This is a genomic window from Helicobacter pylori SA221C (assembly GCF_000476855.1).
Lineage (GTDB): Bacteria > Campylobacterota > Campylobacteria > Campylobacterales > Helicobacteraceae > Helicobacter > Helicobacter pylori_DK.
The window spans coordinates 175,570-197,459 of the sequence record NZ_CBPT010000001.1 but is presented as its reverse complement, the minus strand read 5'-3'; the positions used below and the strand labels follow the sequence as shown (position 1 = coordinate 197,459).

The 21,890-nt window shown below is 38.9% G+C and carries 21 protein-coding genes and 1 pseudogene; 21 read left to right on the top strand and 1 reads right to left on the bottom strand.

Annotation, left to right across the window (positions count from 1 at the left end):
- The first annotated feature begins 8 nt into the window (after nt 1–8).
- The 20 genes and pseudogenes from xseA to QU01_RS00860 all read left to right on the top strand — a co-directional run bounded on the left by xseA (nt 9) and on the right by QU01_RS00860 (nt 19,179).
- The gene (gene xseA, locus QU01_RS00955) at nt 9–1,271 is read left to right on the top strand and encodes an exodeoxyribonuclease VII large subunit (protein WP_033761508.1); all 1,263 of its coding nucleotides are present in this window, start codon (nt 9–11) and stop codon (nt 1,269–1,271) included.
- Nucleotides 1,272–1,545: 274 nt separating this feature from the next.
- Nucleotides 1,546–2,235, top strand: a pseudogene (locus QU01_RS08340) (BsaWI family type II restriction enzyme).
- A complete protein-coding gene (locus QU01_RS00945; protein ID WP_033761507.1) occupies nt 2,232–2,990 on the top strand; it encodes a DNA-methyltransferase in 759 nt (252 codons plus the stop codon). Before QU01_RS08340 ends, QU01_RS00945 begins: the two are co-directional and overlap by 4 nt.
- 72 nt (nt 2,991–3,062) lie before the next feature.
- A complete protein-coding gene (locus QU01_RS00940) occupies nt 3,063–5,633 on the top strand; it encodes an ATP-dependent Clp protease ATP-binding subunit (protein WP_033761505.1) in 2,571 nt (856 codons plus the stop codon).
- Nucleotides 5,634–5,688: 55 nt separating this feature from the next.
- Nucleotides 5,689–6,408, top strand: coding sequence for a cytochrome c biogenesis protein CcdA (locus QU01_RS00935; RefSeq protein ID WP_033761504.1), 720 nt, complete (start codon nt 5,689–5,691; stop codon nt 6,406–6,408).
- Between the two features lie 9 nt (nt 6,409–6,417).
- The gene (locus QU01_RS00930) at nt 6,418–7,554 is read left to right on the top strand and encodes an amidohydrolase family protein (RefSeq protein ID WP_033761502.1); all 1,137 of its coding nucleotides are present in this window, start codon (nt 6,418–6,420) and stop codon (nt 7,552–7,554) included.
- Nucleotides 7,539–8,768 (top strand): aminofutalosine deaminase family hydrolase, encoded by a 1,230-nt coding sequence (mqnF, locus tag QU01_RS00925; RefSeq protein ID WP_033761499.1) that lies wholly within the window; start codon nt 7,539–7,541, stop codon nt 8,766–8,768. Before QU01_RS00930 ends, mqnF begins: the two co-directional genes overlap by 16 nt.
- A 60-nt stretch (nt 8,769–8,828) precedes the next feature.
- On the top strand, nt 8,829–9,071 hold the full coding sequence (locus tag QU01_RS00920; protein WP_000780061.1) for a nuclease: 243 nt from the start codon (nt 8,829–8,831) through the stop codon (nt 9,069–9,071).
- A gap of 9 nt (nt 9,072–9,080) precedes the next feature.
- The gene (gene miaB / locus QU01_RS00915) at nt 9,081–10,394 is read left to right on the top strand and encodes a tRNA (N6-isopentenyl adenosine(37)-C2)-methylthiotransferase MiaB (RefSeq protein ID WP_080248298.1); all 1,314 of its coding nucleotides are present in this window, start codon (nt 9,081–9,083) and stop codon (nt 10,392–10,394) included.
- Between the two features lie 39 nt (nt 10,395–10,433).
- The gene (locus tag QU01_RS00910) at nt 10,434–11,087 is read left to right on the top strand and encodes a lysophospholipid acyltransferase family protein (protein WP_025275647.1); all 654 of its coding nucleotides are present in this window, start codon (nt 10,434–10,436) and stop codon (nt 11,085–11,087) included.
- Nucleotides 11,080–12,063 carry a hypothetical protein gene (locus QU01_RS00905; RefSeq protein WP_033761497.1) on the top strand — a complete coding sequence of 328 codons (984 nt, stop codon included), beginning with the start codon at nt 11,080–11,082 and terminating at the stop codon, nt 12,061–12,063. Before QU01_RS00910 ends, QU01_RS00905 begins: the two co-directional genes overlap by 8 nt.
- Entirely contained in the window at nt 12,053–12,586 is a 534-nt protein-coding gene (locus QU01_RS00900) for a hypothetical protein (protein WP_001212804.1), read from the top strand. The genes QU01_RS00905 and QU01_RS00900 overlap by 11 nt, the downstream gene beginning before the upstream one ends.
- The gene (locus QU01_RS00895; protein WP_000803099.1) at nt 12,583–13,122 is read left to right on the top strand and encodes a hypothetical protein; all 540 of its coding nucleotides are present in this window, start codon (nt 12,583–12,585) and stop codon (nt 13,120–13,122) included. The genes QU01_RS00900 and QU01_RS00895 overlap by 4 nt, the downstream gene beginning before the upstream one ends.
- A gap of 16 nt (nt 13,123–13,138) precedes the next feature.
- A complete protein-coding gene (locus QU01_RS00890) occupies nt 13,139–13,537 on the top strand; it encodes a YkgJ family cysteine cluster protein (protein WP_033761496.1) in 399 nt (132 codons plus the stop codon).
- A 36-nt stretch (nt 13,538–13,573) separates the two neighbouring features.
- Entirely contained in the window at nt 13,574–14,869 is a 1,296-nt protein-coding gene (locus tag QU01_RS00885; protein WP_033761494.1) for a tetratricopeptide repeat protein, read from the top strand.
- A complete protein-coding gene (locus tag QU01_RS00880; RefSeq protein ID WP_033761491.1) occupies nt 14,857–15,414 on the top strand; it encodes a beta/alpha barrel domain-containing protein in 558 nt (185 codons plus the stop codon). The genes QU01_RS00885 and QU01_RS00880 overlap by 13 nt, the downstream gene beginning before the upstream one ends.
- 56 nt (nt 15,415–15,470) lie before the next feature.
- A complete protein-coding gene (locus QU01_RS00875) occupies nt 15,471–15,725 on the top strand; it encodes a YfhL family 4Fe-4S dicluster ferredoxin (RefSeq protein ID WP_000055463.1) in 255 nt (84 codons plus the stop codon).
- Between the two features lie 9 nt (nt 15,726–15,734).
- A complete protein-coding gene (locus QU01_RS00870) occupies nt 15,735–17,189 on the top strand; it encodes a Ppx/GppA family phosphatase (RefSeq protein WP_033761489.1) in 1,455 nt (484 codons plus the stop codon).
- Nucleotides 17,186–18,196 (top strand): lipopolysaccharide heptosyltransferase I, encoded by a 1,011-nt coding sequence (waaC, locus tag QU01_RS00865; protein WP_033761486.1) that lies wholly within the window; start codon nt 17,186–17,188, stop codon nt 18,194–18,196. Before QU01_RS00870 ends, waaC begins: the two co-directional genes overlap by 4 nt.
- Nucleotides 18,193–19,179: a lipid A biosynthesis lauroyl acyltransferase gene (locus tag QU01_RS00860; RefSeq protein ID WP_033761484.1), complete on the top strand. Its 987-nt coding sequence runs from the start codon at nt 18,193–18,195 to the stop codon at nt 19,177–19,179. Before waaC ends, QU01_RS00860 begins: the two co-directional genes overlap by 4 nt.
- Nucleotides 19,180–19,278: 99 nt before the next feature.
- Here QU01_RS00860 and tgt read toward each other — a convergent pair whose 3' ends face one another.
- Complete coding sequence (gene tgt, locus QU01_RS00855) at nt 19,279–20,394, bottom strand: tRNA guanosine(34) transglycosylase Tgt (RefSeq protein WP_033761483.1); 1,116 nt, start codon at nt 20,392–20,394, stop codon at nt 19,279–19,281.
- 56 nt (nt 20,395–20,450) lie between these two features.
- Here tgt and QU01_RS00850 point away from each other — a divergent pair, with 56 nt between their 5' ends.
- Nucleotides 20,451–21,887 (top strand): COG3400 family protein, encoded by a 1,437-nt coding sequence (locus QU01_RS00850; RefSeq protein ID WP_050579750.1) that lies wholly within the window; start codon nt 20,451–20,453, stop codon nt 21,885–21,887.
- The last annotated feature ends 3 nt before the right edge of the window (nt 21,888–21,890 follow it).

Here is a 21,890-nt window from a genome sequence, read left to right as displayed (position 1 = left end):
GGGAGTTGGTGCATGTATTGAGCGTGAGCGAAATCAATGTGCAAATCAAAGCCCTTTTAGAAGCGACTTTTTTGCAAGTTAGGGTTCAAGGGGAAGTGAGTAATTTGACTATCCATAAGGTGAGCGGCCATGCGTATTTTTCGCTCAAAGACAGCCAGTCGGTTATTAAATGCGTGCTGTTTAAAGGGAACGCTAACAGGCTTAAATTCGCTTTAAAAGAAGGGCAGGAAGTGGTTGTTTTTGGGGGCATTAGCGTGTATGTTCCAAGGGGGGATTATCAAATCAATTGCTTTGAAATAGAGCCTAAGGATATAGGTTCATTAACTTTAGCTTTAGAGCAATTGAAAGAAAAATTACGCCTTAAAGGCTATTTTGATGAAGCCAATAAATTGCCCAAACCGCATTTTCCTAAACGAGTGGCAGTCATCACTTCTCAAAATTCAGCCGCTTGGGCGGACATGCAAAAGATCGCTTCCAAACGATGGCCGATGTGTGAATTGGTTTGTATCAATACTTTAATGCAAGGGGAGGGGTGCGTTCAAAGCGTGGTGGAAAGCATCGCTTATGCGGATAGTTTTCATGACACAAAAAACGCTTTTGATGCGATTGTAGTGGCTAGGGGTGGGGGGAGCATGGAGGATTTGTATTCTTTCAATGATGAGAAAATCGCTGATGCATTGCATTTGGCTAAAACTTTCAGCATGTCAGCTATTGGGCATGAGAGCGATTTTTTATTGAGCGATTTGGTGGCGGATTTAAGGGCTTCTACGCCTTCAAACGCGATGGAGATTTTGCTCCCTAATAGCGATGAATGGTTGCAAAAACTTGATGGGTTTAATGTGAAATTGCACCGCTCTTTTAAAACTTTGCTCCATCAAAAAAAGGCGCATTTAGAGCATTTAGCAGCCTCTTTAAAACGATTGAGTTTTGAAAACAAGCACCATTTAAACGCTTTAAAGCTAGAAAAATTAAAAATCGCTTTAGAAAATAAAACCTTAGAATTTTTGCGCTTTAAAAAAACGCTTTTAGAAAAAATCTCTACTCAAACATTAACAAGCCCTTTTTTACTAGCTAAAACAGAGCGATTGAACAGGCTAGAAAACGCCCTTAAACTCGCTCATGCGCATTTGAAATTGCCCCAATTCGGGGCGTTTGTGAGCAAAAATAATCAAGCGGTAGAATTAGAGGCATTAAAAGCGGGCGATAAAATTGAATTGAGTAATGAAAAAGCCAGAGCGAGCGCTGAAATTTTGAGCGTGGATAGGGTGTAGGGGTTTGAAAATCACTATCAAGACTTATGACTTTAAGCGATTAGTGCGGTTAGTGAATATTGGTGTTTGTTTTTAAAAAATTTGCTTCTTAAAACTTTGTTTTATCGTTTTAGACTTATTCTATGGCAAAACTCTTAAGAGGATAGAGGGTATTTTGAAATAACTCTTCTCTTTAATCCCTTATATAGAGCCAAAGGGATTTTAAAACACCAGCCATTATCAAAAAGTTTTGTATTATAATTTGATGGATTTCTATGGATTAAAGGTGTTTGGATTGAGTTTAGCCGATATTATTTTAGAGCGTTTTAAAGATTTTATGAGAGAACACCCTGAGCCTTACAAGTTTTTACAGGTTTTTTACACGCAAGAAAAAGAACGCTTTTTGAATAGTAAGATTAGCGATTATATGAAGTGAAATAAAAGCAAGGAAGAGGCTAGTATTTTGGCCAGACAAGGCTTTGTCAGCACCATAGGAAGGGTGTTAGAAAAAATCATAGAACTTTTATTAAAAGATTTTTGTATTAAAAACAATGTCAAAATGACGAACGATAAAATCTTAAGGGCTAAGCGCATTAATGGCGAGCTGGATAGAGTCAAACGGGCTTTATTGGTGTATTTTGGAGGCTATAGCGTGTTGCTAGATATTATTCTTTATCAAACCAACAAGGACAATATCAAAATCCTAGCGATTTTATCGGTAAAAAATTCGTTTAGAGAGCGTTTCACAGAGACGCCTTACTGGAAATTAAAACTTTTGCAATCGCCTGTAACTTCTCACATTAAAGTTTTCATGATAACGCCGGATAACGATGATGAAATCAGCTTTAAAGACAAGCCTAAAAAGGCTAGGATCGTCATGGAGCATGAATGAGATGGCCTCTATTTAGCCAAAAGCCATTTTGATCAAAGCTCTAAAATTAAGGGCATAGAGAATTTATTAGAAGATTTAAAAAGGCTTTTATGAAACCTTATTTCAGTTTGGAGAAATTGGATTTATACCATGGCGATGCGAGCGTTTTAGAGACTTTTGAAAAAGGTTTTTATGATTTGTGTGTTACTTCACCGCCCTATAATTTGAGTATTGAATATCAGGGGAGTAATGATTTTAGGGCTTATGATGATTATTTGAATTGGTGTAAAAATTGGCTTAAAAATTGCTATTTTTGGGGCAAGGAACAGGCGAGATTGTGCTTGAATATCCCTTTAGATACGAATAAACATGGCAAGCAAAGTTTGGGGGCAGATATTACTATAGTGGCTAAAGAATGCGGTTGGAAATACCAAAATACGATCATTTGGAATGAAAGCAATATTTCAAGACGCACCGCTTGGGGGAGTTGGCTGCAAGCTAGCGCGCCCTATGCTATCGCTCCTGTGGAGTTGATCGTTGTTTTTTATAAAAACGAATACAAACGAAAAAAACAAACTTCTACAATGAGTAAAGAGGAATTTTTACTCTACACGAACGGGCTTTGGAATTTTAGCGGAGAGTCTAAAAAGCGCTTAAAGCACCCAGCCCCATTCCCAAGGGAATTGCCCAGGCGTTGCATCCAATTGTTTTCTTTTTTGGAAGACACGATTTTTGATCCTTTTAGTGGATCTGGAACGACTATTTTAGAGGCCAATGCTTTAGGGCGTTTTAGCGTGGGTTTAGAGATTGAAAAAGAATATTGCGAATTGTCTAAAAAGCGTATTTTAGAGAGTTTGTCGTTAGTGTGAGCGTTTTAAAAACCTTTGAGGGTTAAAATAGTGTAAAATAGTAAAGATTTTAAAACTCAAAAAGGATTGATAATGAATTTATTTGAAAAAATGACTGACCAATTGCATGAGGCTTTAGACAGCGCGCTCGCTCTAGCTTTACACCATAAAAACGCTGAAGTAACGCCCTTGCACATGCTTTTTGCCATGCTTAATAACTCCCAAGGCATTCTCATTCAGGCCTTACAAAAAATGCCTGTGGATATTGAAGCTTTAAAACTTAGCGTTCAAAGCGAGTTGAATAAGTTCGCTAAAGTTTCACAAATCAGCAAGCAAAATATCCAATTAAACCAAGCTCTAATCCAAAGTTTAGAAAACGCTCAAGGCTTGATGGCTAAAAGGGGCGATTCTTTCATCGCTACCGATGTGTATCTTTTGGCGAATATGAGCCTTTTTGAAAGCGTTTTAAAACCTTATTTAGACACTAAGGAACTGCAAAAAACTTTAGAATCTTTAAGAAAAGGCGCAACTATCCAGGATAAAAACGACGATTCCAATTTGGAAAGTTTAGAAAAATTTGGCATTGATTTGACGCAAAAAGCCCTAGAAAATAAGCTGGATCCGGTGATCGGAAGAGATGAAGAAATCATTCGCATGATGCAAATTTTAATCAGAAAAACAAAAAATAACCCTATTTTACTAGGCGAGCCTGGAGTGGGGAAAACGGCGGTTGTGGAAGGGTTAGCCCAACGCATTGTGAATAAAGAAGTGCCTAAAACGCTTTTAAACAAACGAGTTATCGCTTTAGATTTAAGCTTATTGGTGGCTGGGGCGAAATACAGAGGCGAGTTTGAAGAGCGTTTGAAAAAGGTGATTGAAGAAGTTAAAAAAAGCGCGAATGTGATTTTATTCATTGATGAAATCCACACGATTGTGGGGGCTGGGGCTAGTGAGGGGGGCATGGATGCGGCTAACATTTTAAAACCCACGCTCGCTAGGGGGGAATTGCACACGATTGGAGCGACCACCTTGAAAGAATACCGCAAGTATTTTGAAAAAGACATGGCGCTACAAAGGCGTTTCCAACCCATTTTACTCAATGAGCCTAGTATCAATGAAGCTTTACAGATCTTAAGGGGGCTAAAAGAAACTTTAGAAACGCACCATAATATCACTATCAATGACTCCGCACTCATAGCGAGCGCTAAACTCTCTAGCCGTTATATCACCGATAGGTTTTTGCCCGATAAAGCGATTGATTTGATTGATGAGGGGGCGGCTCAATTAAAAATGCAAATGGAATCAGAGCCGGCAAAACTCTCTAGCGTTAAGCGTTCCATCCAAAGACTGGAAATGGAAAAACAAGCCCTTGAAATGGAAAAAAAAGAGAGCAATGCCAAACGCATGCAAGAAATCCTTAAAGAATTGAGCGATTTGAAAGAAGAAAAAATCCAATTAGAAGCGCAATTTGAAAACGAAAAAGAAGTGTTCAAAGAAATTTCACGCTTGAAAATGGAAATGGAAAGCTTGAAAAAAGAGGCTGAGAGGTTTAAGCGCAATGGGGATTACCAGCAAGCGGGTGAAATTGAATACTCTAAAATCCCTGAAAATAAAAAGAAAGAAGAAGAATTGCAACACAAATGGGAAGCGATGCAACAAAACGGGGCGTTGTTGCAAAACGCTTTAACCGAAAACAACATCGCTGAGATTGTGAGCCAATGGACGCATATCCCGGTCCAAAAAATGCTCCAAAGCGAAAAAAATAGGGTTTTAAACATTGAAAGCGAATTGCAAAAAAGAGTGGTGGGGCAAGAAAAAGCGCTCAAAGCGATCGCTAAAGCGATTAAAAGGAATAAGGCCGGTCTTAGCGATAGCAATAAACCTATAGGGAGTTTTCTCTTTTTAGGGCCAACAGGCGTGGGTAAAACCGAGAGCGCTAAAGCTTTGGCGCAATTTTTGTTTGATAGCGATAAAAATCTTATACGAATTGACATGAGCGAATATATGGAAAAGCACGCCATAAGCCGTCTTATTGGGGCCGCTCCTGGGTATGTGGGCTATGAAGAAGGCGGGCAATTGACCGAAGCGGTGCGCAGAAAGCCTTATAGCGTGGTGTTATTAGATGAAGTGGAAAAAGCCTATCCGGATGTGTTTAACCTCTTGTTACAGGTTTTAGATGAGGGGCATTTGACTGATAGTAAGGGCGTGAGGGTGGATTTCAAAAACACGATTTTGATTCTAACCAGCAATGTGGCTAGCGGCGCGCTTTTAGAAGAAAATTTGAGTGAAGCCGACAAACAAAAAGCGATTAAAGAGAGCTTGAGGCAATTCTTCAAGCCGGAATTTTTAAACCGCTTAGATGAAATCATCTCCTTTAACGCCCTAGATAGTCATGCTATCATTAATATCGTGGGGATACTCTTTAAAAACATTCAAAAAAAAGCGCTTGAAAGGGGCATTAATATAACCCTAGACGAAAAGGCAAAAGAATTGATCGCTGAAGCGGGATTTGACAGATTTTATGGCGCTAGACCCTTAAAGCGCGCGCTCTATGAAATGGTAGAAGACAAGCTCGCTGAACTCATTTTAGAAGATAAAGTTAAAGAGAATGACAGCGTGGCATTTGTGGTAGAAAATAACGAGATTGTGCCTAAGATTAAGTGAGGTTTTGTTATCCTAAAAATACAAGAGATGGTTATTTTGAAAAAAGGATTGAATGATGTTTGATAACACGCTTGTTAATCTCTTTGACACAGCGCCTCTTTTAACTTCGCTTTTAGCTGGGATTTTAACTTTTTTAAGCCCTTGCGTGTTGCCTTTGATCCCGGCGTATATGTCTTATATTTCTCAAATTTCTTTAGAGGATATTAAAGATGGTAAGGCTAAAAGGGTTTCGGTTTTTTTAAAATCCTTGATGTTTGTGGTGGGGTTTTCACTCGTGTTTTTGGGCGTGGGCATGTCTATGGCCAAGCTTATCCATAGCTTTTCGTTTTCCTGGGTGAATTATATCGCTGGGGGGATTGTGATTCTTTTTGGTTTGCATTTTTTAGGCGTGTTTCGTTTTTCATTTTTGTATAAAACTCAAAGCGTTCGTTTAGCGAGCAAATCTAATAGCATGCAGCGCTTTTACCCCTTTCTTTTGGGCATGAGTTTCGCTTTGGGCTGGACGCCATGCATTGGGCCGATATTCACTTCTATTGTGATCATGAGCGCGAGTAAGGACGCTTATGGCTTAATGCTTATGGTGGTGTTTGTAATGGGCTTGGCGATCCCTTTTTTATTAGTGGCTTTAATGCTAGAAAGAGCGCTTTTGTTCTTAAAATCCTTAAAGAAATACAACCGCGCGATTGAAGTTGTTTCAGGGTTGGTGCTTGTTTTAATGGGAATACTGATCATGACAAATTCTTTAGAAAGCCTGACGAATTTCTTGCAAAATTAGGAGGGTTTGATGCTGTTAAAAAACGCTTCGTTTTATGATGATGAAGTTTTAAAAAGAGCGGATATCCGCTTAAAAGATTCCCTCATTATAGAGATTAAAGAAAACTTAAGCCCTATTAATAATGAAGAAGTGGTTGAGTGCGACAATTTATTCGTGCTGCCAAGCTTCATTGATTTGAGCGTTACTGGTTTGGAGGGTTATGAAAATTTAAAACAGAAGGCTTTTAAAGGGGGGGTAGGGTTACTCAATGTTTTTAATTGCGATCAAAGCGGCATTAAAAATATTATGGCACTCAAAAACAACCAACTAGCCGACATCGCTACGCTTAAAAATAGGGGGGGGGAAATTTTAATTGTGCCATCTGATGCTTTTTTAGAACTCATCAGCCACTACGCCAAATCCTACAACTTGCCTCTTTTAGTCTCTTTAGAAAATTCTTTTGAAGCCCTAAATAGTGGGGAATTAGCCTATGAATTGGGGCAGAATTTTGTAGACAATGCGTTTGAAAACACGCGCTTGGTGCGTTTCATGGAAGTTTCTAGAGCGTTACAAATCCCCATGCTTTTAGATAAAGTGAATAGTATCACCACGATCAAACTCATCAAAGCCTTTAATGATTTAGGAGCGAAATTACAAGCCCAAACGCCCTTAAGCCATTTAATCTTAGATGAGAGCGTGTATGAAGATTATGAGCCACGATTTAAAATCGCCCCTCCTTTAAGGGATAAGGAAGGTCAAAACGCCCTAAAAGAAGCCCTAAAAAATAACGAAATCGCCATGCTCACAAGCCTTCATGTTTTTAAAAATTCTAACGCAGAGCTTTTTGAAGAAAGCGCGTTTGGGTGTGAGAGCATAGAGGACGCTTTTAGCGTGGCTTACACTTTTTTAGTTCAAAAAAAGGTTATCAGCTTCCAACAGCTCATTAAAGTCATGGCAACCAATCAAGCGGAGTTTTTAAAACTCAATGCGGGTGAGGTTAAAGAAAACCAATTAGCCAATTTGATGATTGTGGATTTAAACGCTCAAACAAGAGTGAGTAATCAAAATTCGCCCTTTTATGGTTTGGAATTGTATGGCGAAGTGCAAAGAATGATCTTAAAAGGGCAAACCACATTTATTAAGGAGAATGCATGCAAGAAATCATAGGAGCGTCTTTAGTTTTTTTGTGTAATGAAAAATGCGAAGTGTTAGAAGATCATGGCGTGGTCTTTGATGAAAAGATTGTTGAAGCGGGTGATTATAAGAATTTAACGCTTAAATACCCCCACTTAAAGGCGCAGTTTTTTGAAAATTCCGTTCTGTTGCCCGCTTTTATCAACGCGCACACCCATTTTGAATTTTCCAACAACAAGGCGAGTTTTGATTACGGGAGTTTTTCTGGCTGGTTAGGGAGCGTGTTGAACAATGGGGGAGCGATTTTAGAAAATTGCCAAGGGGCTATTCAAAATGCCATCATTACGCAATTAAAAAGCGGGGTGGGGAGCGTGGGAGCGATTTCTAACCACCTGATAGAAGTTAATCTGTTAAAAGAAAGCCCCTTGAATGCTGTCGTGTTTTTAGAGTTTTTAGGGAGCAGCTATTCTTTAGAAAAATTAAAAGCGTTTGAGGCCAAATTTAAAGAATTAAAAGATTTAGAAGATCAAAAGCTTAAAGCGGCTTTGGCTGTGCATGCCCCTTATTCGGTCCAAAAAGACATGGCTTTAAGCGTCATCCAATTGGCCAAAGATTCACAAAGCCTGCTTTCTACGCATTTTTTAGAATCACTTGAAGAACTAGAATGGGTAGAAAATTCTAAAGGGTGGTTTGAAAATTTTTACCAGCATTTTTTAAAAGAGTCTCATTTCAAATCGCTCTATAAGGGCGCGAACGATTACATTGACATGTTTAAAGACACGCACACTCTATTTGTGCATAACCAGTTCGCTTCTTTAGAAGTATTAAAAAGGATCAAGTCTCAAGTCAAAAACGCTTTTTTAATCACATGCCCCTTTTCTAACCGCTTGTTGAGCGGGAAAGCGTTGGATTTAGAGAGAGCTAAAGAAGCCGGTTTGAGCGTGAGCGTGGCCACTGATGGCTTGAGTTCTAACATTTCGCTGAGCCTTTTAGACGAATTAAGGGCGTTTTTGCTTTCCCATAACATGCCGTTATTGGAATTAGCTAAAATAGCCCTTTTAGGGGCGACTAGGCATGGGGCTAAAGCTTTAGCTTTAAATAATGGCGAGATAGAAGCCAACAAGAGGGCGGATTTGAGCGTGTTTGGTTTCAATGAAAAATTCACTAAAGAGCAAGCGATCTTGCAATTTTTATTGCATGCTAAAGAAGTGGAGCGCTTGTTTTTAGGGGGGAAAAGGGTGATCTAATTTGTTTTAAAGACAGAATGCGTTAAAATGAGCAATCCAAATCAATTAAGGAAAGAGTCAATGAAATTAGTTTTAGCCAAGAATACGAGAAAATCAGACGCTAAGAGCGTGGAATTAGAGGATTTGTATCGCAAATTCAGTGAAGACAAGCGTTCTATTTTCTATTTTGCCCCCACAAACGCCCACAAAGACATGCTCAAAGCGGTGGATTTTTTCAAAGAAAAAGGCCATACGGCTTATTTAGATGAGGTGAGGGTCAGCACTGATGAAAAAGATTTTCTTTATGAATTGCACATTATTTAAAGGCTTGTATTGAAAGTTTATATTGAAACCATGGGTTGTGCCATGAATTCTAGGGATAGCGAGCATCTACTAAGCGAACTATCCAAACTGGATTATAAAGAGACTAGCGACCCTAAAACAGCGGATTTGATTTTAATCAACACTTGCAGCGTGCGCGAAAAACCTGAACGGAAATTGTTTTCAGAAATCGGTCAATTCGCTAAAATCAAAAAACCCAACGCCAAAATCGGGGTTTGCGGGTGCACCGCAAGCCACATGGGAGCGGATATTTTGAAAAAAGCCCCGAGCGTGAGCTTTGTGTTAGGGGCTAGGAATGTGTCTAAAATCTCTCAAGTGATCCATAAAGAAAAGGCCGTTGAGGTGGCGATTGATTATGATGAAAGCGCGTATGCTTTTGAATTTTTTGAAAAAAAGGCTCAAATCCGATCGTTACTAAACATCTCTATAGGTTGCGATAAAAAATGCGCTTATTGCATTGTCCCGCACACTAGGGGGAAAGAAATTTCTATCCCTATGGATTTGATTTTAAAAGAAGCTGAGAAATTAGCGAATAACGGCACTAAAGAGCTCATGCTTTTAGGGCAGAATGTGAATAATTACGGCGTTCGTTTCAGTAGCGAGCATGCGAAAGTGGATTTTAGCGATTTGTTGGATAAATTGAGCGAAATTCCAGGCATTGAAAGGATACGATTCACTTCGCCTCACCCCTTGCACATGAATGATGCATTTTTAGAACGCTTTGCCCAAAACCCTAAAGTGTGCAAGAGTATCCACATGCCCTTACAGAGCGGATCTAGCGCGGTGTTAAAGATGATGCGAAGAGGTTATAGTAAAGAGTGGTTTTTAAATCGGGTGGAGAGGTTAAAAGCTTTAGTGCCTGAAGTGGGCATTAGCACGGATATTATCGTAGGCTTTCCTAATGAGAGCGATAAGGATTTTGAAGACACAATGGAGGTTCTAGAAAAAGTGCGCTTTGACACGCTCTATAGTTTCATTTATTCCCCACGCCCTTTCACTGAAGCGGGAGCTTGGAAAGAAAGAGTGCCATTAGAGGTTTCATCTTCAAGGTTAGAGAGGTTGCAAAACAGGCACAAAGAAATTTTAGAAGAAAAAGCCAAGCTAGAAGTGGGCAAAACGCATGTGGTGTTGGTGGAAAATAGGCGTGAAATGGATAATCAAATCGTGGGTTTTGAGGGGCGCAGCGATACGGGGAAATTCATTGAAGTAACTTGTAAGGAAAAAAGAAATCCGGGCGAGCTTGTAAAAGTGGAGATTGTTTCTCATTCCAAAGGGCGCTTGATGGCGGCCATCAAAGGCAACTAATCAAAATAACCAATGAAAAAGCGGGTTTAAAGGCGAGAATTGAGCTTAAAATTTTTCAGGAAAAATATCGTTTTAAAGGTTGTCCCTCGTTTGGCGTTTGGAGTTCTTTGGTTGTTGCATAAAACTTGTAAAAACCGCTATTTTTTAGCTCAAAATTTAAAAGAAAAACCCTTTATTGTAAGCTGTTGGCATGGGGAGCTTGGCATGATCGGGTTTGCGTATTTAAGGCTTGAAAAACCTTCTGTTTATGTGATCGCAAGCCAGCATTTTGACGGCTCTATTGCGGCAGGTTTGTTTGAAAGCTTTGGTTTTAAAAACATTAGAGGATCTAGCAAAAAAGGGGGGGTTAAGGTTTTGATAGAAGGGCTTAAACGATTGAAAGAAGGTTGCGATGTAGCTATCACTCCTGATGGCCCTAAAGGCCCACGACACAGCATAGCGGATGGGGTGATCGCTTTAGCTCAAAAATCAGGCGTGGGGATTAGCGCTTGTCGGGTGGTTTGTAAAAACGCATGGCGGTTGAACACTTGGGATCAATTTGAAATCCCTAAGCCTTTTAGCGAAGTGCATTATTACATGTTAGAATCGGTAATCATCCCTAAAGAATGGGAGCTTTCAAGGGCTAAAGAATATTTAAAGACGCGCATGGATTCTGTTGGGTTTGAAGAACCTCAAAGGGGTTTGGGTGCTTAAAGGGTTAAAAAAAGCGTTTAAGGAGAGGTTTTGCTCTCAAGTGTATATCTCTTTTAATGTGGATCACAATCTTTTATCCACTCAAGTCATAAGGATCAAAAACGATCGCATTAAAGAGAAATTTTTTAAAACTTTTGAGACTAAAGTGGAGACTAAAAATGGTGAAGTCCCTATTCAAGCCTTAAAAATCGCCAGAACTTATAGCCAAAAATACCCCTACACTTATTTCAGCGCGATGAGTAAAGCTAAAGAGGTTTTATGCGAAAAGCAGGCGTTTGAACAAATCAAACAAGAAAATCAAGATTATCATGCTTGTGAAGTCAATCAAAAGTATTGCGTTTATGTGGAATCTAAGGATTTTTTAAAGGATTTCAAGCGTTTTAAAATCCAGGATGTGGATTTTTTGTTTTCGCCTTTTAGCCTTATTTATGATTTTGTGCGCGATAATTTAGAAAATAAGCCGTTGTTGTATTTGCTTTTGGAGCGTTCAAGATTTTATTTTTTGATTGCGGATAAAAAAGAGATTTTTTTAGCCAAATCCGTGTTTTTAGAAGAACAACCTGAAGAATTTATAGAGAGCAAGGAAGAGGATTCTATGGAAATGGATAATGAGGCTGTGAATTTGTTTTTGAGTGAAATCCAAGAAGATATTGACAGCCTTGAAGAAGCGATAGGCCTAGATAGCAGTAAGGATAATAGCGAAAAAATAACAGAGGACGCTTATAGTTTGATTGAAGGCATGACGAATATCCCTTTAATTGCAGATGTTTTGCAAGAGGGATTGCGCAGCGTTTATCATTCTAGAGATATTGACTTTGTAGAAAAAGTGGTTGTTTTAGACAGCTGCCAAATCCACCAAAGAGCGTTAATGCATTTGCAAGAAACTTTGATGATAGAAGTGGATAGGCTTGATTTTTCTTTAGTGGAGCGCTTGAACATTTTAGCGCGCATGGAGAATGAAAAGCATGCGTTTTAGCTACATTGAGCCAAGAGCGAAATACCTTATCAGCAAGCTTTCTAAAATTTGGGTTTTTTACATTTTTTTATCTTTTGTGGTGATAGGGGGGTTAGTGGGGTTTATGCACAACGCTATTAAAAACACTCAAGATAATGCGTCTAGTTTGACGATTCAAGAAAGGCTTTACCGCCATGAAATCAGCCGCTTGCAGGTTAAGACTGATGAAACCTTAAAACTCATTAAAGAAGCCAAAAAGCGTCTGAATTACAATGATGATATACGAGATGTTTTGCAAGGGCTTTTAAATATTGTGCCAGATCTCATCACTATTAATAGCATTGAAATAGACCAGCAAAGCGTGGTGGTTAGCGGTAAAACCCCTTCTAAAGAAGCCTTTTATTTTTTGTTTCAAAACAAACTAAACCCCATGTTTGATTATTCTAGGGCGGAATTTTTCCCTTTAAGCGACGGGTGGTTTAATTTTGTCTCCACCAACTTTTCTAATTCCTTACTAATAAAAAACCCGGAGTCTATTAAATGAAGCCATTGCATTTTTCACACTTAGACAGAGAACAATCAGGCGATGTAGGGTTTATCATTAAAAACCTCATTTTTTTGGGGGTTTTTTCCTTATTGGGTTGGTTGAATACCGAGTATTTTCTATGGCCTAGCATGTTGGAATTGAAAAAAATCCTTTTAGAAGAAAATCGTAAAAAAAGCGTTTTAGAATACGCGCAAAGGCATTTTGAAACAGCCTTAACCAATTACCGCAATCAAAAAGAAACCAGCGAATCCTTGTTAAAGATTTTTAATGATGAAGAGTCCAGGCGGATTTTAGAAAAGATTTTAAAAAAATGTTTTGACGCTTATAAAATCAAACCCTTGCTCTCTCAAAACCCCCTTCAAAAAACCCAATTTTTTATCATGGCCAGAGCGAGCGAATTAGAAAAGACCTATCTTTTTTTCACCTTAATCAACAAGTATTTACCGAGCGCTCAAAGCCAATTGCCTTTAAAAATCTCTAAAGACGATGAAGGGTTGTTGGTGCAATTTAGCGTGAGTATTGATCTCCAATAGGATTAGGGGTGGTTTAATGCAAGATTTTGATTTTAGTTTTAATCCTAAGGCATGCGAGGGTTGTGGGGCAAAGTGTTGCGTGGGGGAAAGCGGGTATATTTTTTTAAATATCCAAGAAATGCAAAAAATTAGCGCTTTTTTACAATTAGAATTAGAAGAATTCAGTCAAAAATACGTTAAAAAGGTGGGGTATAAGTTTTCTTTATTAGAAAAAGACGCTAAAGAGTTGGGTTTGGCGTGCGTGTTTTTGGATTTAGAAACCAAAAAATGCCAGATTTATAGCGTGCGCCCTAAACAATGCCAAACTTTTCCTTTTTGGGAGAGCGTGAAAACTTTCTCTAAAGAGCAAAAAGAAGCTTTTTGTCAAAGCTGTCCGGGCATTACACCAAAAACCAAAGAAACTAAAGTGCGCTAAAATTCACTATAGTGATACAAAAAAGGAAATAAAATAATGAATATTCAAACAAAGAAAAGGTTTTTAGCAAATATATTGCTTTTTAGTCTGTTTTCTTGCCTTAAGGCTGAAACCCTTTCAGAAGATCATCAAATCCTGTTGAGTTCAGACGCTTTCCATAGAGGGGATTTTGCTGCCGCTCAAAAAGGCTATATGAATCTTTACAAGCAAACCAATAAGGTGGTGTATGCTAAAGAAGCGGCCATTTCAGCGGCGAGCTTAGGGGACATTAAAACCGCTATGCATTTAGCCATGCTCTATCAAAAAATCACCAATAATCGTAATGATGTTTCTATCAATAAGATTTTAGTGGATGGCTATGCGCAAATGGGGCAGATTGATAAGGCGATTGAATTGTTGCACAAAATCCGTAAAGAAGAAAAGACCATAGCCACAGACAATGTGCTAGGGACTTTGTATTTGACGCAAAAGCGTTTGGATAAGGCTTTCCCGTTGTTGAATAAGTTTTATAACCAAGTGCATGATGAAGACAGTCTAGAAAAACTCATTACAATCTATTTTTTGCAAAACCGCAAAAAAGAGGGCTTGGATTTGTTGCAATCTCATATAGACAGGTATGGTTGCTCAGAGCAATTGTGCCAAAAAGCGCTCAACACTTTCACGCAATTTAACGAGCTTGATTTGGCTAAAACGACTTTTGCTCGTTTGTATGAAAAAAACCCTATTGTGCAAAACGCCCAATTTTATATAGGGGTATTAATCTTGTTAAAAGAGTTTGATAAGGCCCAGCAAATCGCAGAATTATTCCCATTTGATAGGCGTTTGTTGTTAGACTTATACACCGCACAAAAGAAATTCGCTCAAGCTTCCAAACAAGCTTCTTTGATCTATCAAGAAAAAAAAGACCCTAAATTCTTAGGATTAGAGGCTATTTATCATTATGAAAGCTTGAGCGCGAAAAATAAAAAACTCACCAAACAAGAGATGCTGCCTATCATTCAAAAATTAGAGCAAGCCACCAAAGAGCGCCAGCAAATACTCGCTAAAACCAAAGATAAAGAGGACGCGCAAGACGCTTTCTTTTATAATTTTTTAGGGTATTCCTTAATAGATTATGACATGGATATTAAAAGGGGCATGGATTTTGTGAGGAAAGCCTTAGCGTTGGATTCTGGCTCAGTGCTTTATTTGGATTCTTTAGCATGGGGTTATTACAAATTAGGGAATTGCTTGGAGGCTAAAAAAATCTTTTCTAGCATCGCTAAAGAGTCTATCCAAGCCGAACCCGAATTAAAAGAACACAATAAGATCATTCAAGAATGCAAGAAATAGGGATTTTAGAAAATTTACAAAAAAGCTTAGCCTTAAAAGAGGGCATGCTTTCTTATGAAATGTTAGGTAAAAGCCTGTCGTATAACCCTTACTTGCCTAGAGTCATTCCTCAAACCAAAGATTGTGTTTTTGTAACCCCTGATGAGGTTTTAGAAAAGCTTTTGAAAGAAAACACCCACACCGATTGCGTCATTGTCAATTTCAAAGGATTATACGAAATAGGCGCGCCAAGCGTGTTTGATTTAGAAGTTTTAGGGTTATTGCGCCGCCATGCGAACTCTTTGATTATCCATCAGGATTTTTTCATCAGCCACTACCAGCTTTTAGAATCGCTTGTTCAAGGATCTGATGGGGTCATTTTAGATGAAGAGCTTTTAAAAGAAGATCTAAAAGGCATGGTAGAATTTTCTTGGCGTTTGGGCTTAGGCGTGTTTGTAGAAACCCACAAACAAGACTACACCCATTTAAAAGATTTAGGGGTTTTAGGCGTGTTGGAAAATAGCCCCTATTCTTATAATCAAAAAAAAATAGTCTTTTTAGATTGAATTTTAAGCTAATTTAGAGTAAAAATCGTATTCAAACTTTTTAAAAGGAGTTAGTCATGTCATTATTGGTGAATGATGAATGCATTGCGTGCGATGCTTGCAGAGAAGAATGCCCTAGTGAGGCGATTGAAGAGGGCGATCCTATTTATAATATTGATCCGGATAGATGCACGGAGTGTTACGGGTATGATGATGATGAGCCTCGTTGCGTGAGCGTATGCCCTGTAGATGCGATTTTACCGGATCCTAACAATGCAGAGAGCAAAGAGGAACTGAAATACAAATATGAAAGCTTAAAAGAGCAAGATTAAAGGCTAGCAATGGCTAAAATCACAACCGTGATTGATATAGGCTCTAATTCAGTGCGTTTGGCTGTCTTTAAAAAGACGAGCCAGTTTGGGTTTTACTTGCTTTTTGAGACTAAGTCTAAGGTTAGGATTTCAGAGGGCTGTTATGCGTTTAATGGAATCTTACAAGAAATCCCCATGCAAAGAGCCGTTAAAGCCTTGAGCGAATTTAAAGAAATCGCTTTTAAATACAAAAGCAAAAAAATCTTGTGCGTGGCGACCTCAGCGGTGCGCGATGCCCCTAATCGGCTGGAGTTTGTAGCGAGGGTGAAAAAGGCTTGCGGTTTGCAAATCAAAATCATTGATGGGCAAAAAGAAGCACTCTATGGCGGAATCGCGTGCGCGAATTTGTTGCATAAAAATTCAGGGATCACGATAGATATTGGAGGGGGTAGCACGGAGTGCGCGTTGATTGAAAAAGGCAAGATTAAGGACTTAATCTCGCTTGACGTCGGCACGATTCGCATTAAAGAAATGTTTTTAGACAAGGACTTAGAGGTCAAATTGGCTAAAGCCTTTATCCAAAAAGAAGTCTCTAAACTGCCCTTTAAACACAAAAACGCCTTTGGGGTGGGGGGGACGATCAGAGCGTTGAGTAAGATACTCATGAAACGCTTTGATTACCCTATTGATTCTTTGCATGGCTATGAAATAGATGCACATAAAAATTTAGCGTTCATTGAAAAAATCGTCATGCTTAAAGAAGATCAATTACGGCTTTTGGGGGTGAATGAAGAGCGTTTGGATAGTATCAGGAGCGGGGCGTTGATTCTATCAGTCGTTTTGGAGCATTTAAAAACTTCTTTAATGATCACTAGTGGGGTGGGGGTGAGAGAAGGCGTGTTTTTGAGCGATTTATTGCGCCACCATTACCATAAATTCCCCCCCAATATCAACCCCTCTCTCATCTCTTTAAAAGATCGCTTTTTGCCCCATGAAAAGCACAGCCAAAAGGTCAAAAAAGAATGCGTGAAATTGTTTGAAGCCTTATCGCCTTTGCATAAAATAGATGAAAAATACCTTTTCCATTTAAAGATTGCGGGGGAATTAGCGAGCATGGGTAAGATTTTAAGCGTCTATTTAGCCCACAAGCACAGTGCGTATTTTATTTTAAACGCTTTGAGTTATGGCTTTAGCCACCAGGATAGAGCGATCATTTGCTTATTAGCCCAATTCAGCCATAAAAAAATCCCTAAAGACAACGCTATCGCCCACATGAGCGCGATGATGCCAAGCCTTTTAACCTTGCAATGGTTGAGTTTTATCCTTTCTTTAGCCGAAAATTTGTGCCTAACAGACAGCCACCATTTAAAATACACGCTAGAAAAAAACAAGCTTGTGATCCATTCTAATGATGTGCTTTACTTGGCTAAAGAGATGCTCCCCAAACTCGTTAAGCCCATTCCTTTGACGATAGAGTTTGCTTGAAAATAGCGATTGTCAGGCTTTCAGCACTTGGGGATATTATCGTGAGCGCGGTATTTTTAGCGGCCATTAAAGAGCGTTTCACTGACGCCCAAATAGAATGGTTCGTGGATGAAAGATTCAGCGCGATTTTAGAGCATTCCCCCTATATTGATAAATTACACCCCATCGCTTTAAAAAGCGTGCTTACAACCTTTAACCCTTTGAAGATTTTCAAACTTTTTAAATCTTTAAGGGCTTATGAATACGATATAATCATTGACATGCAAGGCCTAGTCAAATCCGCTCTCATCACTCAAATGTTGAAAGCCCCTAAAAAAGTCGGCTTTGATTACGCTTCGGCTAGAGAGGGTTTGAGCGCGTTTTTTTACTCGCAAAAAGTTTCTATCGCTTATGATGAGCCCATTTTAAAGCGCAATTTCACGCTCCTTTCTCAAGCCCTAAACTTGCCCAAAAACGAAATTTCAGAGAGCTTAAGCTCTAGGACTAAAGTGTTTTCTTACCAAGATTCTCCAAAAATTGATGCGTTAAATTTGAATAAGAATAAGCCAAAAATCCTTTTTGTTTTAGAAACTTCTAAAATCAATAAAACTTACCCTATAGAGCGTTTTAAAGATCTGGCTTTGATGCTAGAAAATTTTCAAATTTGCTTGTTGTGGCATGCTGATGAACATAAAGCCACTACGCTTTATCACGCTTTAAAACACCAACGCGATGCGTTATTGCTCCCTAAACTCACTTTAAACGAGGTTAAGGCGTTGCTCTTTAAAATGGATTTGATCATTGGGGGCGATACGGGCATTACGCATTTAGCATGGGCGTTGCAAAAAGCTAGCATCACCCTTTATGGCAACACGCCCATGGAGCGTTTTAAATTAGAAAGCCCGATCAATATTTCGCTCACCGGTAATTCAAACGCCAACTACCATAAAAAGGATTTTTCTATCCAAAACATAGAGCCTAAAAAAATTAAAGAATGCGTTTTAAATATCTTAAAGGAAAAAGAATGACTTATAAAGAACGACTCATACACGAAAAGATATTGAACCAAGACGACAAGGGTTTGAAAACGGAATTACGCATTTTGAGTATTCTTATCGTGGAATCTTTAGTGAATATTTTAGGGTTTATTTTGGCTAAAATGCCCCATTCGTGGTTTTTAAGGTGCATTAAAGCTGTGGCGTGGCTGATGAAAACTTTTGATAGGCGTCGTTATTTTGACGCTAAAGCTAATTTGGATTTTGTGTTTGGGGATTCTAAAAGCGAAGAAGAGAAAAAAAGGATTATTAAAAAGGGTTATGAAAATTTTGCTTTCATCATTTTAGAAACCATCAGGGTGATTTTTATCCCTAAAGATGAATACGACGCTCGTTTCACGCTCATCAATGAAGAGAATGTGTGGAAGTCTTTAAACAAGGAAGGCCAAGCGATCACTTTATGCATGCATTTTGGCTATTGGGAAGCGGTAGGCACGACTTTAGCGCAATATTATGAAAATTATGGTAGGGGGTGTTTGGGGCGTTTGACTAAATTTGCCCCCATCAACCACATGATCATGAGTAGGCGAGAAGCGTTTGGGGTGCGTTTTGTCAATAAAGTGGGAGCGATGAAAGAACTCATTAAAATGTATAATCAAGGCAATGGCCTTGTGGGGATTTTAGTGGATCAAAATGTCGTGCCTAAAGATGGGGTGGTGGTGAAATTCTTTAATAAAGACGCTACGCACACCACGATCGCTTCTATTTTATCGCGCCGTTACAATATAGACATCCAGCCGGTATTCATTGATTTTAATGACGATTATTCGCATTATACAGCGACTTATTACGAAAGTATCCGCTCTCAAATCACCGATAATGCTGAAAACGATATTTTAGAATGCACGCAAGCCCAAGCGAGTTTGTGCGAAGAGGTAATTAGAAACCACCCGGAAAGTTATTTTTGGTTCCACAGGCGTTTTAAAAGCACCCACCCTGAAATTTATCAAAGATAGGGTTTTGTTTTAATCAAAAATTAAAAACTAAAGCCTTATTTTTAAGAAAACTTTTATTGATGGTAAAAAACGCTTTTTAGTATTTTTACATTCCATCATTCAATGAGAGCGGGAGTGATATTTCTCCAAAAATTCTTTTTTAAAACTCAAAAACCGCTTTTCTAAAATGGCGTTTCTGGCGTTTTTAACTAGCTCTAAATAAAAATGCAAATTGTGCAAACTGGCCAAACGAGCGTAAGTGAGTTCTTTAGCCCTAAACAAATGGTGCAAATAGGCTTTAGAATAGCGTTTGCAAGCATAACAAGTGCAATTTTCTTCAATGGGGGTATCATCCAATTTATAGGGCGCATTTTTGATAGAAATTTTGCCAGAATGCGTGAAAAGGGTGGCGTTTCTGGCGTTTCTGGTGGGCATCACGCAATCAAACATATCCACCCCTAAACCGATAGCGTCTAGGATATTTTCAGGCGTGCCTACGCCCATCAAGTAGCGAGGCTTGTCTTTAGGGAGCAAGGGGGCGGTGTGTGCGATGGTTTCTAGCATTTCATTCACGCTTTCCCCCACCGCTAAACCGCCTATAGCATAGCCATCAAAACCCTCATGCATTAACCCCACGCTAAGGCTGCGCATTTTCAAATGCGTCCCACCCTGGATAATGGCAAAAAGGTTGTTGTTAGGGCGGTTTTTTTCTTTGTGGTATTCTAGGCTGAGATTCGCCCATTTAGCGCTTCTTTTAATGGATTCTTCAAGGCGTTTTAAGGGAGCGGGCAAGCCCACTAAATCGTCTAAAACCATCATAATATCGCTATTCAAAGAATATTGAATATCCAAAACTTTAGCGGGCGTGAATAAATGCTTGCTCCCATCAATATGGGATTTAAAAACAATCCCATCTTCTTGCAACTTAACATTATCGCTCAAACTAAAGGCTTGAAACCCCCCACTATCGGTTAAAAAACTCCCCTGAAATTGAGCGAAACGATGCAAGCCCCCTAATTTCTCAACGACCTTTTCGCCCGGCCTTAAATACATGTGATAGGTGTTGGCTAAAATGAGTTTAGCGCCTAAAATTTCTTGCGCATCCATAGCGTCTAAAGATTTGATACAGCCTTGCGTGCCTACTGGCATAAAAACAGGCGTTGCCACTTGAGAATGGGCTAAATTTAAAAGACCAGCTCGCGCGTGTTTGTCAGTCGCTTGGAGTTGAAAATCCATCGTTTAAGCCTTAATCTTGGATATAATGGCGTAATCATTTTTTAGGAAGTTTGGAATTGAAAAAAATCGCCCTTATTCTAGATGGCATTGTAGCAAAAAATTTTTTAGACTTGGTGCTAAGGCATTATTCTAATCATAATTTTTATATAGTGGTTGTCAAAAATGAGAGTCTTATCCCTAAAAACTACCCGAGCACTTTCGCTTTTTATTGTTTTGATGCGACTTCTAGTTTCAGGCTTTTGCAAGTGTTAAACGATGAGGTGAGCGATGCGTTTTTAATCATACAAGATTTTAAAGAACAGCGCATCATTCATAAAATCATTCAAACCCATTTCAAACGCATGCGCGTGGTTTTGAGCGTGAAAAAAGATGGTGAAAAAACTTTAGAAAATAATGAAGAAAATAAAGATGAAAAGCTTATTTTGATTGATGAATTTGAAGTTTTAGCCAATAAATTCATTTCTCGTTTGCCTAATATCCCTAGCACCCCTAGAGAGTTTGGGTTAGGCAAGGGCGAGATCATGGAGATTGATGTGCCTTTTGGGAGTATTTTTGCTTACAGGCATATTGGCTCTATCAGGCAAAAAGAATACAGGATTGTAGGGCTTTATCGCAACGATGTTTTGTTGCTCTCCACTAAATCTTTGGTTATCCAGCCGCGAGACATTCTATTAGTGGCGGGCAATCCGGAAATTTTAAACGCGGTGTATCATCAAGTCAAAAGCAATGTGGGGCAGTTCCCAGCCCCCTTTGGTAAGAGCATTTATTTATACATTGATATGTGCTTACAAAGCCGAAAAGCGATGATGCGCGATGTGTATCAAGCCTTGTTTTTGCACAAACATTTAAAGAGCTACAAGCTCTATATCCAGGTTTTACACCCCACTAGCCCTAAGTTTTACCATAAATTTTTATCGCTAGAAACCGAAAGCATTGAAGTGAATTTTGATTTTTACGGGAAAAGTTTTATCCAAAAACTCCATGAAGATCACCAGAAAAAAATGGGCCTAATCGTGGTAGGCAGAGAGCTTTTTTTATCTAAAAAACACCGAAAGGCCTTGTATAAAACAGCCACCCCGGTTTATAAAACCAACATTTCCGGCTTGTCTAAAACCTCTCAAAGCGTGGTGGTATTGAATGAAAGCTTGGATATTAATGAGGACATGTCTTCAGTGATTTTTGATGTGTCTATGCAAATGGATTTGGGCTTGTTGCTCTATGATTTTGACCCTAACAAGCGCTATAAAAACGAGATTGTCAATCATTATGAAAATTTAGCCAACACGCTCAACCGCAAGATTGAGATTTTTCAAACCGATATTAGAAATCCTATCATGTATCTCAATTCTTTAAGAAATCCCATTTTGCATTTCATGCCTTTTGAAGAGTGCATCACGCACACGCGCTTTTGGTGGTTTTTATCCACTAAAGTGGAAAAATTAGCGTTTTTAAACGATGATAACCCTCAAATTTTTATCCCTGTAGCGGAGTGAAAG

What these genes read in the sequence shown, in the direction of transcription:
- QU01_RS00900 (WP_001212804.1), top strand. Translation starts at nt 12,053, where the DNA reads ATGCGTTTTAGCTACATTGAGCCAAGAGCGAAATACCTTATCAGCAAG.
- QU01_RS00880 (WP_033761491.1), top strand. Translation starts at nt 14,857, where the DNA reads ATGCAAGAAATAGGGATTTTAGAAAATTTACAAAAAAGCTTAGCCTTA.
- QU01_RS00945 (WP_033761507.1), top strand. Translation starts at nt 2,232, where the DNA reads ATGAAACCTTATTTCAGTTTGGAGAAATTGGATTTATACCATGGCGAT.
- QU01_RS00875 (WP_000055463.1), top strand. Translation starts at nt 15,471, where the DNA reads ATGTCATTATTGGTGAATGATGAATGCATTGCGTGCGATGCTTGCAGA.
- QU01_RS00920 (WP_000780061.1), top strand. Translation starts at nt 8,829, where the DNA reads ATGAAATTAGTTTTAGCCAAGAATACGAGAAAATCAGACGCTAAGAGC.
- QU01_RS00870 (WP_033761489.1), top strand. Translation starts at nt 15,735, where the DNA reads ATGGCTAAAATCACAACCGTGATTGATATAGGCTCTAATTCAGTGCGT.
- mqnF (WP_033761499.1), top strand. Translation starts at nt 7,539, where the DNA reads ATGCAAGAAATCATAGGAGCGTCTTTAGTTTTTTTGTGTAATGAAAAA.
- QU01_RS00890 (WP_033761496.1), top strand. Translation starts at nt 13,139, where the DNA reads ATGCAAGATTTTGATTTTAGTTTTAATCCTAAGGCATGCGAGGGTTGT.
- QU01_RS00895 (WP_000803099.1), top strand. Translation starts at nt 12,583, where the DNA reads ATGAAGCCATTGCATTTTTCACACTTAGACAGAGAACAATCAGGCGAT.
- QU01_RS00935 (WP_033761504.1), top strand. Translation starts at nt 5,689, where the DNA reads ATGTTTGATAACACGCTTGTTAATCTCTTTGACACAGCGCCTCTTTTA.
- tgt (WP_033761483.1), bottom strand. Translation starts at nt 20,394, where the DNA reads ATGGATTTTCAACTCCAAGCGACTGACAAACACGCGCGAGCTGGTCTT.
- QU01_RS00940 (WP_033761505.1), top strand. Translation starts at nt 3,063, where the DNA reads ATGAATTTATTTGAAAAAATGACTGACCAATTGCATGAGGCTTTAGAC.
- QU01_RS00885 (WP_033761494.1), top strand. Translation starts at nt 13,574, where the DNA reads ATGAATATTCAAACAAAGAAAAGGTTTTTAGCAAATATATTGCTTTTT.
- QU01_RS00930 (WP_033761502.1), top strand. Translation starts at nt 6,418, where the DNA reads ATGCTGTTAAAAAACGCTTCGTTTTATGATGATGAAGTTTTAAAAAGA.
- QU01_RS00860 (WP_033761484.1), top strand. Translation starts at nt 18,193, where the DNA reads ATGACTTATAAAGAACGACTCATACACGAAAAGATATTGAACCAAGAC.